Genomic DNA, 14,997 nt, shown 5'->3' on the forward strand with positions numbered 1-14,997 from the left:
CCGTTGCGCGACGCGACGGAGCAGGTCGGCCACGCGCGGCAGGCAGTCGCCCGTGCGCACCAGCTCGTAAGCCTCCGGTTGCCCGCCCCGGCCCCGCAGTCAGCCCGGCACCGGCAGCAGTGGCCGGACCACCGCCCACTCGGCGTCCGACATGTCGGTGGGATACCGACGCTCGCGCGCCCCGTGGTCTCTGGCGTTCCCGAACCTGGGAGCGAGACAGTCACGCGCGAGAGTGGCTGAAGCGGACCCCACTCCCGCGTTGCCGTAGAAATGCGACAACAGGGCCTCCTGGACCGCACGTTGGCTTCGACATCCTTCGAGCTACCAAGAGGCCCTAATCCCTTGCTAAGGGCGTTCCGAAGGAGCGGTTGGATCTCGGAACGCTCGAGTGCCGGACTGCGACACCTCGTGGCTGCCGGGCGGGCAAACGCCTCGCTTCAGACAGCGTGCGCGGTCCCGGTGCTCGTGGTGGTGACGGTCGCGTGGGCGCCGTATTGATGCCCCAAGAGGCCCTGGCGTGCGACGCCTCAAGGCCGCTCCGACGCCCACCCTGGCCACACGACTGACCCGTACTCAGCTCCAGGCTGCCCTCAAGCGTGCTGGCCGCAAGCGCGGCATCGGAGGCGGACGCCGACCGCCTCCGCGACGTCTTCCGCGCCGACTGGGCCCACCAACCGCCGCTGGTCGAGGACGCCCTCGGCAAGCAGATGCTCGCCCTCCTCATCCAGCTGGAAGCCGCCTGCACCGCCACCGACCAACTCGGCGAGGCGGTGGAAGAGGCGTTCCCTCAGCACCCGGACGCCGAGATCCTGCTGAGCTTCCCCGGACTCGGCATCCAGCTCGCCGCCCGGATCCTCGCCGAGATCGGGGACGACCACACCCGCTTGAGCGACGCCCGCGGTCTGAAGGCGTACGACGGCGCCTCACCCGTCACCAGGGCCTCCGGGAAGAAGTCGTCCATCACACGGTGGTGGGTGAAGAACGACCGGCTCAACCACGCCGGCTACCTGTGGGCCTTCTCCTCACTGCGTGCCTCCGCAGGTGCCAACGCCCATTACCGGCGACGACGCGAGCATGGCGACTGGCACGCCGCCGCCCAGCGCAACCTCTTCAACCGCATGATCGGCCAGCTCTACCACTGCCTTCAGAAGCGTGAACTCTTCGATGAGCAGTCGGCGTTCCCCGTGCCGTCGCCGACAGAGGCAGCAGCCGCGTGACCAGTGAAGACGCCTTGCTAGCGGTGGCAAGGAAGCAGATCATTCGCCCATGAGACCCGAAGTGCAGACGTTCGTCGCCAACGGCCCGCTTCCTGACTGGGACGCGAGCGAAGAAGAGATCGGCAGACGCGTTCAGCAGCTCAACGCGATCCCGAAGCCGATCACGGGAGGGGAAGCCCAGGCGCTCGTCTCCTGCTTCGGACCGGACGACTGCTACGGCGTCGCCTGGACGCTCCTCCACGTCATCGAGACCGGCCCGAACCCCGTGCTCACCACCCAGCCCGTCATCGACGCCAACGAGTGGCACCAGCGGCTCTACGACCGCGCCGTGAACGGAGGACTCATCCCTAGAACTTGATGGCATAGCAACGTGAGGTGTCTGCTCTCATGCACGGCAGCCGCCGCAGTCACCCGATCGACTGACTTCTCGACGAGATCGGGACGACGGCAGTCGCGTCCCTTCTCGTGATCGCTGGGACGGACAAATTCGCACTGCCATCCAGGTAGACGGTCGGCTTGGTGACGCCCCGAGGCTGCCTCGCGGGTTTGAGCCCGGTGCCGCGACTGACGAACCTGGCGAAGAGTCGTGTCTTACCGGCTCGAGGCGCGGCCAACCGCCCCCGCTACGTCCTACTTCTCCTCCGGCTCCCAGGCGCGGAGCAGGTCGAGCAGCCCTGCGTCTCCGTCAACGTGCAAGGAGTCGGCCTGGATCCGGTCGTACAGGTAGAGGACCAGCTCACTGGCCGTACCGTGGACGGAGGCGCCGGCTGCGTCCGAGTCTTCGCCGGTCGCGGCGGTGGGCGCGGGGATGCGGGTGGTGCGTGCGCCGTCGCCGTCGACAGTGAGGCGCCAGGAGCGGCCCTCGGCGGCGTGGAAGTCGAAGGCCGTGGGCTTGTGCGGCCAGGCACTCGGCGTTGCGCAGACGGTGAACAGGAACTCCTCCACACCGTCGAGTGCCAGCTCGACCGGCAGCGGCTGCGGGGCGCCCCCGGCGAGCTGGGCGTCGTAGGTGTGCACCGCGGTCTCCTGGACCCGGTGCCGGGCGGTGCCGCCGGCGGTCTGCGGTGACTGCGACGCGGGCCACCACGTCCAGCAACCGCTCTCCGGTCCCGCCGCGCGCAGGGCGCCCAGCAGAAGCTGCGTCGACGCGTCCAGCCAGGCCAGCAGGGCCTCACGCTCCTGCGGCACTTCCAGAGCGGCGCGCGCAGCGACGGCCTCGGCCGGGGGAGCGTCGGCAGGCCCCGCGCCGACGATGGCGGCCCAGAAACGATCTCCCCCACCAAGGTGCTTCACCAGATCGAACAGCATCCACCCGGGGCAGGTCGGAACCTGCGCGTCGAGACCGGGCGCGGCGGCGACCACGGCGCGGAAGGCGGTCGACCGTTCATCGATCAGTCGCAACAGGTCAGGGAACTCAAGATTCTTTTCCACGCGGGATGTCTATCACCGTGTGCCGGTGATCGGACAGCGTTTTTCACAGTCGCCGCCGGTTGGCCATTGCGGACGTCCTCGCCTCCCACCGCTCGGGTGACAGGCTGCGCACTGCTGCGAGGGCGCTGGTGGTGGAGGTACGCCAGGTGTCGTGCCTGTGGGTGCTCTGGCCTCGCCGTGCGGCCGGGCACCTCGGCGACGTGACGTCCACCCGGTGCGCGCGGTCATGCTGCCACTCGATGTGATGGACGCGGAGGTCACGACGGCGGGGGAGGACCGGTCGGGTCGGGAGTTCAGGTGACTCCCGTTCGACCAGCACTCCTCAAGTTCGGAACAACAACAACAGTCACTTAAACCCGACATGGCTGCAGCTGGGATGACAGCCAGCGGGGATGTGACCTGCCTGGTCGGGTCGCGGTGAGCGCGGGGCTGTACGCGGTGCTGCGGCGGGCCGGCCGGGCCTGCGTCTAGGGAGTGGCTGTGAGCAGGTTCTTCTCCAGGATTACCGGCAGTGACAGGGTTCGGTAGCCGACCGAGGCGAACAGGACGGTGATCCGGTTTTCCTCCTCGCTGAGGACCTCGCCGTCACCCCACTGCGGGTGGTGGACCGCGGTGCCGGGCGGAAACGGGTGGTCGTGGCGCGTGGGTGAGGCGGGCCGGGGGAGGGACAGGTCGGCGACGGCGCCTACCGCGGCTTCGGCGCCGGTGGGTCGCTGTTCGCATCGGTCGCAGTTGCCGCAGGGGGAGTCGAGGTGCTCGCCGAAGTAGCCGAGCAGGAAACGCCGTCGGCAGCCGGTGGTCTCGGCCAGGCCGCGCATCATGTCGACCCGGGAGCGTTCCATGCTCTCGTGCGCGGTGCCCAACTCCACGGCCCGCGTGACGGTTTCCTCCGCATCGGCCCCGGGGACCGGGGCCACCTTTCCGTGTTCCGTGGTGAGGGCTCCGGCACTCTCCAGGAGGTTGAGGACGGCGGTCAGCCGGCCGGCGGACAGGCCGGTCTCCTCCTGGAGTTCCGTCGGTGTCACCGGCGTCGCACGTTCCCGTACGAGGCGGGAGACGTCGGCGATGGTGTCCGCGTCCGGGCGGCCGGTGGAGAAGAACTTCTGCAGGCCCAGGTCCTCGACGCGGTAGTGCAGGATGGCCCGGGACGCCTTGCCGTCCCGGCCCGCCCGGCCTATCTCCTGGTAGTAGGCGTCGAGGGACCCGGGCACCGAGGCGTGCAGCACGAACCGTACGTCGGGCTTGTCGATGCCCATGCCGAATGCCGAGGTGGCCACCACCACGTCCAACCCGCCGCCGAGAAACTGGTCGTGGACCGCGCCGCGGTCGGCCGACCGGCTGCCCGCGTGGTAGGCGGCGGCGCTCAGGCCGAGTTCGCTCAGCTCGGCGGCGTACGCCTCGGCGTCCTTGCGGGTGGCGACGTACACGATGCCCGGCTTGGGCTCGCCCGCAGCCCGCTCCACCACGGCGCGCCGCTTGGCCGCGTTGTCCAGGAAGTGGGTGACCTCCAGGCGGATGTTGGGCCGGTCGAACCCGGCCACCACCTCGTGGGCCTTGCGCATGCCGAGCTGCTCGACGATGTCGGCTCGCACCGGTGCGGCGGCGCTGGCGGTGAGGGCGAGGATGGGAGGGCGCCCGATGCTCTCGGCGGCCTGCCGGAGCCTGAGGTAGTCCGGCCGGAAGTCGTGGCCCCAGGAGGACACGCACTGCGCCTCGTCCACGACGAAGAGGGACGGTCGCAGCGCGGCCAGCCGCTCCAGCACGTCCTGCTTGGCGAGCTGTTCCGGGGCGAGGAAGAGAAACCGGGCCGTTCGGTCTCTCACACTCTCCCATGCCTGCTCGTTCTGCGCCCTGGACATCGACGAGTTGACGGCGACAGCGGTCTGGCCGCTGTTGCGCAGCAGTCCGGCGATCTGGTCCCGCTGGAGAGCGATCAACGGTGACACGACGAGTGTCGGACCGGGGAGCAGCATGCCCGGCACCTGGTACACCGCCGACTTGCCCGAGCCGGTCGGCATCACCACCATGGCGTCCCTGCGGCGCATGACCGCTTTCATCGCGGTGAGCTGGCCGGGACGCAACTCGTCCCATCCGAAGGCCACCCGCGCGGCTCTGCGGAGACGGCGGGCGACGAACAGGCTGATCGGCAAAGGGACTCCCCAAGCGGTTGCGCGCGACCGGGGCACAACCGGACGGGCGGTGGTGGGTCTAGTGCCCGCCCCGGCCCGAAGCAGTCCGATCGCCGGGCGCGGACTGCGACGGCACACTCGCGGCAGGCCCGCGAGCGTCACGACTGTCTTCAGGGGCTTCTGCCTCGACCGTGTTGCCGGGCACGGCCACCAGTCCTTGCCCATCTGCGCGACGCAAGGAGCCCCGGCTGCGGCTTGCGGAGACCGCCGGGGAACGGCTTCTCGCCCTGGCGCGGGGCTGGTACGAGACACGGGGCTCGTACGAGAGGGGCGCGGTCGAGGAGTCGCGGCGCAGGACGGGCGCGCCGGGCCCGGCGGTGTGTGAGGGTGCCAGGCATCCCTCACACTGTGCCGCACCGGTTCTAGCCGCAGGTCCGGTAGTTGCAGCCCGTGATACGTCCACTTTCGGTGCCGTCGGTGCCGTCGGTGCCGTCGGTGAAGTGGTGGTAGCGGTCGCTGTCGCGCGAGAGATACATGCGGTGGCTGGTGCGATGTAGTAGGACTCGCTCGAAGCCAAGAGCCAGGGGTCGAGGAATTCGGCCCAGATGAACCCGGTGTACCCGTCGAAGGCAGGCGGAAGCGGGTGGTCACGAATGAGTGGAGGGTGCCTCCCCCTGAGTGGTGGTCACGCTGAAACTGGATCTGCTTGATCCGGAGGAGGCGAGAAGGCCGCCGATGGCGATGAAGGACTATTCGGACGAGTTCAAGGCCGATGCCGTGGCCCTTCACGAGTCCACATAGGGGGCGACCTACAAGAGCATCGCCGTCGATCCGGGCGTCAACCGGGCGACCCTGCGTGAGTGGGTGCTGCGGGACCGCGAACGCCGTGGCATCACCGGCCCGGCTGCGAAGCCGAGCTCCCCGACTCGGGAGGCGGTGCCGTCCGCTGATCCGCATGAGCGGATGCGGCAGCTGGAGGCGAGGGTGGCCGAGCTTGAGACGAGTGAGCGCGAGCTCGCCACCGAGCGGGACATCCTCCGCAAGGCGGCCAAGTATTTCGCCGGAGAGACGAACTGGTGATCAGCCGCTTCCAGTTCGTTGACGACCACCGGGACACCTACGAGGTGAAGCGGCTCTGCCAGGTCCTGGACGTGAACCGGTCCAGCTTCTACAAGTGGCTCGCCGGCGCCGAGGCCCGGGCCACCCGCCGGCACAAGGACCGGATCCTGGCCGAGGAGGTCCACGAGGTCCACGAGGTCCACGAGGTCCACGAGGTCCACGAGGTCCACGAGGTCCACGAGGTCCACAGCGAGTCTGGCGGCGCCTACGGCTCCCCGCGAGTGACGGCCGAGCTCCGCGAAAAAGGGCGGCGGGTCAGCGAGAAGAGGGTCGTCCGGATCATGCGGACTTTCTCCATCACCGGCATCCGCCTGCGCACCACGATCCCGGACCCGGCAGACTCGCCTGTCCCGGACCTGTTCCAGCGGGACTTCACCGCCACCGAGACAGGGCGCAAATACATGGGCGACATCACGTATCTCCCTCTCGCAGGCAGGGAGTTCCTCTATCTCGCGACCGTGCTGGACTGCTTCAGCCACAAGGTCGTCGGCTGGTCCATCGCCGACCACATGCGCACCGGCCGGGTCACCGACGTACTGCGGATGGCAGCCGCGACCCGCGGCCGCCTGGACGGCGCCGTGTTCCACTCCGACCACGGGTCCCAGGGTACGGCTCCCGGGCCTTCGCCGGCCTCTGTGACCAGCTCGGGGTCACCCGGTCGATGGGCATGGTCGGCACCAACGCCGACGACGCGGCCTGCGAGATATTCCACGCCTCCCTGAACTGCGAGACCCTCCAGGGCGCCCACGACTACGGCGACGCTGGCACCTGCCGCACCGTCTTCGCCTGGCTGACCCGCTACAACACCCGCCAACGGCCACCTCAGCCCCAACGAATACGAGCGCCGACATCCCACCGCTAAACTCACGCTCGCCGCGTGATCAGTAACCGCGTGCCCACCTTTACGAGGGAAGGCCCACTCGCGAAAGCGCGAGGCTAGATCCAGCGTCTTCGCCAAGGCGGGCAACTGAGCCTGTCCAACACAAAGGGGGCACGATGGCGCGTGAGGAACTGACCCGACTCCACCCAACTCGAGGCAGTCCGGAGCCTCTATAGGCTCGGAACGGTTCACTTCAAGATCTTGAAACGGCCGTGTTCCTGTGGAAAAGTAATGATCCGGCCTGTCCAAATGGAAGAGTTGGTGTTACGCCATGCTTTCCGAGGTTGGCTCCCATCTGGCCGGAAGCGGCAAAAGGTTGTTTTCCGACCACTTGCTCCGGGTGTTGAAACACAGCAGCGTTGACACATTGTTCTGCGTCCCCGGAAGCGCCATCGGCCCATTGCTGGATCGAACCCTCACCGACGTGGACCTGCGGCTCGTTGTAGCGCGGCACGAGTCGGGTGCGGTGGCCATGGCGGACGGCTACGCGCGCGCGACCGGCAGGCTGGGTGTCGCCCTGGTGACCAGCGGGCCCGGAGCGTTGAACGCCCTGCCCCACCTGGCGGTCGCCCAGGCGGACGGTTCACCGGTACTCCTGATCAGCGGCGCGGTGGCCCGAAGTCATCACGGGCGCGGAGGCTTCCAGGAAGGGGCCGAGGACGGGGTGGACGTGGTCGGCGCGTTGGGGCGGTGCGCCAAGTACAGCAGAGAGATCGGCAACTCCCACTCCGCCCCACAACTGGTCGACAACGCTGTGCGCCAAGCGTTGACCGCCCCTCGCGGAGCCGCGCACCTGAGCGTTCCTGTAGACCTGTTCACCGAGGATGTCGATTCCGGTGAGTTCGGCGGGAAATCGATCTTGCCGTCCGAAACGATCCTCCTTGGCGGAGTCGCCGAGGTCGCGCGTGCGCTGCTGGCCGCCGAACGCCCCATGTTGGTGCTGGGAAACGGGGCACGCGAAGCCCTCAGATCCGATCCGGGCCTGGGCAAGGCGCTCGCGGGGTTCGCCGATCGGTTCGCCGTTCCGACCGCGACCACGATGAAGGCCAAAGGGCTTTTTCCCGAAACCCGTCCGCAGGCCCTGGGTGTGATGGGGGTCGGTGGTTCCCGCCGAGCGCACGCCTACCTGACACGGAACCCTCCTGACGTGGTCGTAGTGGTCGGCAGTGGCCTCGGGGAATGGGCGAGCGCCAATTGGTCTCCCGCACTGCGGGGAACACGGGCGTTGGTGCAGGTCGACGTAGACCCGGCGAAGATCGGCCGTGCCTACCCGGTGGACCACGCAGTGCACGCCGACGCGGGGGAGTTCCTGCGTGCCGTGCTGGCGGCGGCGGACGCGTCTGCCACCCACCGGCCCCACCAGGAGCCGTTGCGCCGTCGACGTGATGCGCTCGAGGACCTGCCGGATGTCGTCGCCGAGGCCTCGGTCGCCGAACTCGGTGCCGTGCCGGTCACACCGCAGGCTCTGATGCACCACCTCCAGCGTTGGACGGCGGGTATCCCGGAGGCGCTGGTGTTCGTCGACATAGGGAACAGCACCGGGTGGTTCACGCAGCGGGTGGCGGTCGATCCGCCGTCGCAGGTGCACTGCCCGCTGGGGATGGCGAGCATGGGCTGGGCCAGCGCCGCTGTGATCGGTGCCAAGCTCGCCCGGCCGGAGGCGACCTGCGTGACGGTCACCGGCGACGGCGGCTTCCTGATGAACGCCACGGAGATCGCCACCGCGGCCCGGCTGAGGGTCGGGGCCATCTGGGTGGTCCTCGACGACAACTCCTTCAACATGGTGCGACAAGGCATGGACCATTCATTCCCCGAGACCATGCGCACCACCGACGAGGACTTCGGGCTGGGCGGCCCGAACCTGGTCGGGCTGGCCGAGAGCCTGGGTGCGCGAGCATGGCCCGTCCGCGTCCCCGACCAGATCCCGATCGCACTCGGCCGGGCGAGACGCGCCGCTGAACAGGATCCGGGCCCGCAGGTGATCTGCGTGAGCATCGACCGCGACGAGCCGGGCCCCTTCCGGGACCGCAACGAATCAGTCGGCCTTTCCTTCCGAGCGCCTCACTGACCATCACCTGAGCCATCGATACGCCCCCGACCATCCTCCCCAGTCGGCACCGAGTAAGGAGTACGCCCTTGACCAGCACCGGAGCCGGTATATCGGCGATCGCCCTGGAGTTTCCGACCCATGTCCGCCGCAACGACTTCTGGGAGCGGAACCACCCCGAACTGGTGGCCAACAAGGACAACGGGACCTATCTACGTGTGGTCGCCTCAAGTGACGGGACCGAAACGGACAACGCTTTCGACATCGAGCGCAGGCCGTACCTGTCCGATACGTTCCGCGGCGCACGGGAACGGCGGGTGATCGCGGCGGAAGAGACAGCCATCGATCTGGAGCAGAGGGCGCTGCAGGGGCTCTGCCGCGCGCGGGGTATCGACCCTGCCGAACTGGACGCGGTCATGGTCCACTCATGGCTGCCCGACACCCTCGGACCGCAGAACGCCGCCCACCTGACCGCACGGCTGGGACTCCGCGTGCCCGCATGGAACTTCGAGTCCGCGTGCAACTCTGTGCTGGTCGGCCTGCAGACCGCCGCAGCGCTGGTGCGCGCCGGCGACTACGAGCGGATCGCCCTCATCACGTCGATCACGTCGTCCAGAAACGTCGACCCGAGCAGCACCCTGTCGTGGTTCCTGGGCGACGGGTGCGGCGCGCTGCTCATCGAGCGCTGTCCGACCGGTCGGGGGATCATCTCGTCGAAGGTGATCGGCACGCAGGAGACGTGCGGCGTCGCGGAATTCCTGATGGAGGTCGACGAGATGGAGGCCGATGACCACATCCGGACGCCGAGGATCAGGATGCGGATGGAGAACACCGCCGCGGGCAGGATCATGCGGGACAACGCCGAGCAACAGCTCACGACCTGCGTTCGCGGCGCACTCGACAAGGCCGGGTACACGATCGACGACGTCGACTTCCTCGTCGTCAACACACCGGTCGCGTGGTTCGCCGCGTTCTGCGCCAGGGCGTTGGGCGTCGATCCGGCGAAGACCGTCAGCACCTTCGGCACCTATGCGAACATCGGCCCCGTCCTGACGACCGCCAATCTGTTCGAAGCGGCCAGCACGGGCAGGATCAAGGCGGGCGATGTCGTCGTCCTGTTCGGGATCGGCTCGGTGTCCACGGCCGGAGCGGCCGTCGTGGTGTGGGGTGACGATGTCGCCCTCGGCCCCCACCCCGTATCAGGCTGAACCGGCACGCGTGCCTGGGCCGAGGAGTGAGAGATCGTCCCGTTGAACCGGGCGGCCGATCCGCTGGACATCGTGTGGTCCCGGCCCCTCCCCGAGGGCGCGCAGCCGTCCACGGTGACCGTGTCCCAGGACGCGGCCGGACGCTGGTTCGTCTCGATGCTGTGCGACGACAGGCCGGCCATGCCCGGGCCGGTCAGCACGGGCGTTGGTATCGACGCCGGTGTCACCAGCCTGGTGACACTCTCCACCGGGGAGAAGGTCACCAACCCGAAGTTCGAGCGCAAGGACCGTGCCCGGCTCGCCAGGGCTCAGCGTGACCTTGCCCGCAAGGCCAAGGGTGACGGGAGCAACCGGGCCAAGGCCCGGCGCAAGGCTGCCAAGGTCCATGCCCGGATCTCCGACCGGCGCCGGGACTTCCTGCACAAGCTGACCACCCGACTCGTTCGTGAGAACCAAACGATCGTGATCGAGGACCTGACCGTACGCAACATGGTCAAGAACCACTCGCTCGCCCGAGCCGTCTCGGACGCGAGCTGGACCGAGATGCGGTCCATGCTGGAGTACAAGGCAGGCTGGTACGGGCGTGAGGTGATCGCCGTGGACCGGTGGTTCCCCTCGTCCAAGCTGTGCTCCCACTGCGGCACCTTGCAGGGCAGGATGCCGTTGAACGTCCGTACCTGGAGGTGCGACAACTGCGGGACGACCCACGACCGGGACGTCAACGCGGCGAAGAACATTCTGGCCGAGGGGCTCTCGGTGACAGTCTGTGGAGCTGGTGTAAGACCTCAACGGAGTACTCCGGGCGGGCAGTCGGCGACGAAGCAGAAAACCCCACGGCGCGAGCCGTAGGAATCCCCCTCCTTCAGGAGGGGAGGATGTCAACCCACCGCACACGGACCGGGCCGGGCAGGGCTGTCAGCTCAACAGGCGATGACGTACCAGACCGGGGTCCAGAACACGTCATTCCTTGCGGGAGCGTCGATGGAGAACATCCAGGCGCCGTTCACGTCGTAGAAGTGCGCCCTGGTGCCCGGCGTCTGGTTGTTGTGGAGGGAGCCCCAGCCCACGAGGTTGGGCAGGGTGTACGTCGTGCTGCACGTGGTGTAGTCGAATCTGTTGCCGTTCCCGCCCATCCCGCACACGTAGTAGTACGCGCAGTTCAGCGTGGCAGCGGCCGAGCCGGACCTGGCTGTTGCGGGTTCGACGGCGTTCTTCATCTGGGCCGCCGTCAGCGACGGCTGCCTAGCCTGCCCGGAGGTGAGGATGGCCGTGGTGACCGTGGTGCCCGTAGTGCTGTCGGTGTGGGCGGCGGCTGGACTGCTGAGCCCGATCGTCGAGGTCGCGATCGCGGCTGCCGCGAACAGTGCCGCGGCCAACTTGCGTAGTGTCATGAGAAATCCCCTCCGTGTGCCCGTCAACTCGCGCTTTCGGGTGTAGCGGTCGGTGTCCCTCACCTTCGAACACGCTGGCCGAACAAACAACCCCTGAACGCGTGACGCAACTGTCGGACGTGAACTGCAGGATCAGAGAGCGGGGGGGCGCGTCCTCGAAGAGGTGAGTGCTGGAGCCGAGGAGCAAGGGGCCGGCTGCATCGCTCTCAACAGGCTCTGGTCCATATGGTGTGTTGCAACCACTCTCCGTGCCGGCACTGTCCCGGCAGCGCCTCTGCACGGTGAACCATGCCTGTCCTGAAAGGCACGCGGGAGCTGACCAGCGAGCCGGTTCGTAGGCGAAGTCGACCGTTTCGGTGAGGCGGTCGTTGGCCGTATGGCGGCGGAGGCCGCTCCGGTAGGTTTTGAGCCAGTGGTCCGGGTGTTGGGACGGTCCCCGTCAGACAGGCAGATGCGCAGGCCCGGGCGAGCCGACTGAAGCCCAGCCAGGGACAACTTGTCCGCGGTTAAAGTCGGCCTTCATCCGCTCTCCGGTTCGCGCCAGGATGGGTGTGTCGAACAGGGGAGGTCGGACGATGGACCGGGTGTTGCTGGCGGATTTTCTTCGCGCGCGTCGTGAGGTGTTGCAGCCGGAGGATGTCGGGCTTCCTCGTGGGCAGCGGCGTCGTACCGGTGGGTTGCGGCGTGAGGAGGTGGCGGCGTTGGCCGGTATGTCGGCCGACTACTACAGCCGGATCGAGCAGCGGCGTGGTCCGGCCCCGTCGGAGCGGATGCTCGTCGCGCTGGCTCGGGCGTTGCGGCTCAATCTGAGCGAGCGTGACCACCTCTTCACCCTCGGCGGGATCGCGGCGCCCCGGCGGATCGTGCGTGATGACCATGTGGGTCCCACGATGATGCGGATCGTCGCCGGCCTCTCGGACGTGCCCGCCATCGTGCTGTCACGGTTCGGTGAGGCGCTTTTGCAGACACCTCCGGCGGTTGCGCTGCTCGGTGACTTCACCTGCTACTCGGGTCTGTCCCGGTACCTGGTCTACCGCTGGTTCACTCATGACCCGCAGGTCCGCGGCCTGTACCCCGTCGAGGATCATTCGCTGCGGGGCAGGGTGTTCGCCGCGGAGATCCGGGAGGCCTACACGGCCGATCCCACGGGTAGGGCTGGTGAGATCGTCGCGGCTCTGCTCGATGCCAGTCCCGAGTTCGCGGAGATCTGGCGGTTGCACGAGGTGGGGGTGACCCATCACCACGACCTCAAGCGTTACCTGCACCCCGAGCTGGGGGAACTGGAGCTCTACTCCGAGATGCTGGTGGATCCCGAGCAGTGCCAGACGCTGCTGGTCTTCACCGCCACGCCCGGCTCCCCTAGCCATCGCAAACTCCAACTCCTGGCCGCTGTCACCCCTTAGCGGTTTTCGGCTTCCTCACACCCCTGAGCATCGTTTCGGAGTCGAAGCGTGCTCCAACCACAACTGATTCAAATCTGAATCAGTTCGTTCCTGCATTGTGAAAGTTGAGGCATGCCATGAAGGCAGTGCGTTTCCACGAGTACGGCACCCCGGACGTCCTGCGCTACGAGGAGGTGGAACAGCCGGTTCCCGGCATCGGAGAGGTCCGGATCCGGGTGGCCGCGACATCGTTCAACCCGGTCGACGGCAACATCCGTGCCGGCTTCATGCAGGGCCCCATCCCGGTGGCTCTGCCTCACACCCCCGGCATCGACGTCGCCGGCACGGTCGACGCGCTGGGCGAGGACGCGGACGGCGTCGAGATCGGTGACCGGGATGTCGGATTTCTGCCGATGACCGGCGCCGGCGCGGCTGCGGAATACGTCCTCGCACCGACTGGGATCCTGACGCCGGCGCCCACGAGCATTCCGCTGGTCGATGCCGGCGGGTTGCCGTTGGTCGGCCTCACCGCCTGGCAGGCCCTCTTCGACCATGCCGGGCTGACCGCCGGCCAGCGCGTGCTGATCAACGGCGCGGGCGGCTCGGTCGGCGGCTACGCCGTACAGCTGGCCAAGCACGCTGGCGCCCACGTGATCGCCACGGCCGGGCCGCGCAGCAGCGAGCGTGTCAAGGCGGCCGGCGCCGATGAAGTTCTCGGCCACGGTCTTCCCGAACTGGCTGAGCCGGTCGACGTCGTGCTCAACCTCGCGCCGGTCGATCCGGCGCAGCTGGCCGCGCTGGCCGGTGTGGTCCGCGACGGCGGTGTCGTGGTGAACACGACGGTGTGGATGCCCGCTCCGTCCGACGAGGAACGCGGCGTGCGCGGTATCGACCTCTTCGTCAACAGCGACGCCGCCCAGCTGGCGCAGCTGGTGGCACTGGTCGACTCCGGCGAGCTGCGCGTCGACATCGCCCGGCGGGTGCCACTGGCCGACCTGCCGGCCCTGCATGCCGAAGCCGCCGCGGGCCCGATATCCGGAAAGGCCATCGTCCTTCCCCCCGACTCGTTCGCCTAGGCCGCATCGCCCTTCACAGCGTGCTGCCGCCGGCGTGCTCCCTGCGCGTGACGCAGCCCTGGGACGCTCGTACAGGCCCGGCGGCTCTGGTCATCGAGACGGCGACCAGCTGTTCCTTCGACGCGCAGTTCCACATCACCAGGCCGCGGGCGACGCCGGCCCGCCGGGCGATCTCCCGGATGATGGCGCGGCTGTCACCGCGTTCGGTGACCGCGGAGCGTCCGGCCTGAAAGATGGCCGCCTCACTCACATCAGGATCCCGTCGTTCTCTGATCAGGTTCTCCGCACTCGCCGACCCGGCGCACAGCGGTCATCGACAACGTTGATTCCACTCATGCCGCGACGGTCATCAGTGCCGTCGCCAGTCATCGGAGCACCTCGTGAACCTCGAACCACTGACCCCCGAGAACACTGCGGTTGTCCTGGTGGACCACGCCGTCGGTTTCGCCAACGTGCTGCGGTCGCACGACACGGCGGAGCACATCAACAACGTGGTCGGACTGGCAAAGACAGCCCTGTGGTACGAAAGCGGCCTGGTCGTGACCAACGGTCGGCCCGACAAGCCGTCCGGGCCGCTCTACCCGCAACTGAAGGAGACGATCGGGGACCACCCCGTGGTCGAGCGGGGCGGCAACTTCAACGGCTTTCTGGACGCGGACTTCGCACGAGCCGTACGCGAGACCGGGCGTCGCAAGCTCGCCATCGCTGGGGTGTCCACCGAGGGATGCGTCCTGCAGACCGTGCTGGGCGCGCTGCGCGAGGACTACGAGGTCTACCTGGTCGTTGATGCCACAGCGAGTCTGACAGTCGAAACCCACGCCGTCGCGGTCGAGCGCATGATGCAGGCCGGCGCTTCCCCGGTCACCTGGTTCTCCCTGGCCGGGGAGTTCACCGTGGACCATCGTTCCGCGACCGCACCCCACTTCCAGCGGCTGATGCGCGAGCACGTGCCGACCATGGCCATAGGTGTCCAGTCCTACCTGTCCGCCCTCTAGGCCGTGTTTTGGAAGTCGCGGGCGGCTAGCCAGATGATGAGGCCGCTCGCGATTCGGCCGATGCCGTGCTCAGTGGTCACGTGGTGTTCGCGGCGGGTGGTGTCGCGGCGGACCATCTCGTA

Annotated in this window: 10 protein-coding genes and 3 pseudogenes; 9 read left to right on the forward strand and 4 right to left on the reverse strand. The window is 68.1% G+C overall.

The genetic code is table 11. From position 1 onward, the window contains the following. Positions 1 to 535 precede the first annotated feature (535 nt). Together G3I56_RS40635 and G3I56_RS40640 are read left to right on the forward strand one after the other, a co-directional pair. Positions 536 to 1,217: pseudogene (locus tag G3I56_RS40635) on the forward strand (transposase); the annotation flags it as partial. A gap of 49 nt (positions 1,218 to 1,266) precedes the next feature. Continuing rightward, positions 1,267 to 1,575 carry a hypothetical protein gene (locus G3I56_RS40640; protein ID WP_203691820.1) on the forward strand — a complete coding sequence of 103 codons (309 nt, stop codon included), beginning with the start codon at positions 1,267 to 1,269 and terminating at the stop codon, positions 1,573 to 1,575. 272 nt (positions 1,576 to 1,847) lie between these two features. On the opposite strand, the gene G3I56_RS40645 is transcribed toward G3I56_RS40640, so the two are convergent. Then, a complete protein-coding gene (locus G3I56_RS40645) occupies positions 1,848 to 2,648 on the reverse strand; it encodes a maleylpyruvate isomerase family mycothiol-dependent enzyme (RefSeq protein ID WP_164418241.1) in 801 nt (266 codons plus the stop codon). Between the two features lie 467 nt (positions 2,649 to 3,115). Next, positions 3,116 to 4,798, reverse strand: a complete 1,683-nt coding sequence (locus tag G3I56_RS40650; protein WP_275406966.1) for a RecQ family ATP-dependent DNA helicase — start codon at positions 4,796 to 4,798, stop codon at positions 3,116 to 3,118. 714 nt (positions 4,799 to 5,512) lie between these two features. Here G3I56_RS40650 and G3I56_RS40655 point away from each other — a divergent pair. The 4 genes and pseudogenes from G3I56_RS40655 to G3I56_RS40670 all read left to right on the forward strand — a co-directional run. Then, positions 5,513 to 6,777 (forward strand): annotated as a pseudogene (locus G3I56_RS40655) (IS3 family transposase). 270 nt (positions 6,778 to 7,047) lie between these two features. Next, positions 7,048 to 8,844, forward strand: coding sequence for a thiamine pyrophosphate-binding protein (locus G3I56_RS40660; protein WP_239135412.1), 1,797 nt, complete (start codon positions 7,048 to 7,050; stop codon positions 8,842 to 8,844). A gap of 68 nt (positions 8,845 to 8,912) precedes the next feature. After that, positions 8,913 to 10,031 carry a 3-oxoacyl-ACP synthase III family protein gene (locus G3I56_RS40665; protein ID WP_164418244.1) on the forward strand — a complete coding sequence of 373 codons (1,119 nt, stop codon included), beginning with the start codon at positions 8,913 to 8,915 and terminating at the stop codon, positions 10,029 to 10,031. Positions 10,032 to 10,088: 57 nt separating this feature from the next. Continuing rightward, a pseudogene (locus tag G3I56_RS40670) lies at positions 10,089 to 10,880 on the forward strand (RNA-guided endonuclease TnpB family protein); the annotation flags it as partial. A 71-nt stretch (positions 10,881 to 10,951) separates the two neighbouring features. On the opposite strand, the gene G3I56_RS40675 reads toward G3I56_RS40670, so the two are convergent. Further along, a complete protein-coding gene (locus G3I56_RS40675) occupies positions 10,952 to 11,422 on the reverse strand; it encodes a hypothetical protein (RefSeq protein WP_164418246.1) in 471 nt (156 codons plus the stop codon). Positions 11,423 to 11,997: 575 nt separating this feature from the next. Here G3I56_RS40675 and G3I56_RS40680 point away from each other — a divergent pair. Both G3I56_RS40680 and G3I56_RS40685 read left to right on the forward strand, forming a co-directional pair. Then, a complete protein-coding gene (locus G3I56_RS40680; protein ID WP_164418248.1) occupies positions 11,998 to 12,825 on the forward strand; it encodes a helix-turn-helix transcriptional regulator in 828 nt (275 codons plus the stop codon). Positions 12,826 to 12,941: 116 nt separating this feature from the next. After that, entirely contained in the window at positions 12,942 to 13,880 is a 939-nt protein-coding gene (locus G3I56_RS40685; RefSeq protein ID WP_164418250.1) for an NADP-dependent oxidoreductase, read from the forward strand. A gap of 13 nt (positions 13,881 to 13,893) precedes the next feature. Here the strand turns inward: G3I56_RS40685 and G3I56_RS40690 are convergent, their stop codons facing one another. Beyond that, positions 13,894 to 14,130: a TetR family transcriptional regulator gene (locus tag G3I56_RS40690; RefSeq protein ID WP_164418252.1), complete on the reverse strand. Its 237-nt coding sequence runs from the start codon at positions 14,128 to 14,130 to the stop codon at positions 13,894 to 13,896. Positions 14,131 to 14,260: 130 nt separating this feature from the next. Between G3I56_RS40690 and G3I56_RS40695 the strand changes: the two genes are divergently transcribed. Beyond that, positions 14,261 to 14,875, forward strand: coding sequence for an isochorismatase family protein (locus tag G3I56_RS40695; RefSeq protein WP_343240207.1), 615 nt, complete (start codon positions 14,261 to 14,263; stop codon positions 14,873 to 14,875). Positions 14,876 to 14,997: the final 122 nt, after the last annotated feature.

This window comes from Streptomyces sp. SID12488, from assembly GCF_010548275.1.
Classification (GTDB): domain Bacteria; phylum Actinomycetota; class Actinomycetes; order Streptomycetales; family Streptomycetaceae; genus Streptomyces.

Bases quoted from the DNA above. Each gene is read 5' to 3' on its own strand.
- G3I56_RS40660 (WP_239135412.1), top strand. From the start codon at position 7,048: ATGCTTTCCGAGGTTGGCTCCCATCTGGCCGGAAGCGGCAAAAGGTTG.
- G3I56_RS40675 (WP_164418246.1), bottom strand. From the start codon at position 11,422: ATGACACTACGCAAGTTGGCCGCGGCACTGTTCGCGGCAGCCGCGATC.
- G3I56_RS40680 (WP_164418248.1), top strand. From the start codon at position 11,998: ATGGACCGGGTGTTGCTGGCGGATTTTCTTCGCGCGCGTCGTGAGGTG.
- G3I56_RS40685 (WP_164418250.1), top strand. From the start codon at position 12,942: ATGAAGGCAGTGCGTTTCCACGAGTACGGCACCCCGGACGTCCTGCGC.
- G3I56_RS40640 (WP_203691820.1), top strand. From the start codon at position 1,267: ATGAGACCCGAAGTGCAGACGTTCGTCGCCAACGGCCCGCTTCCTGAC.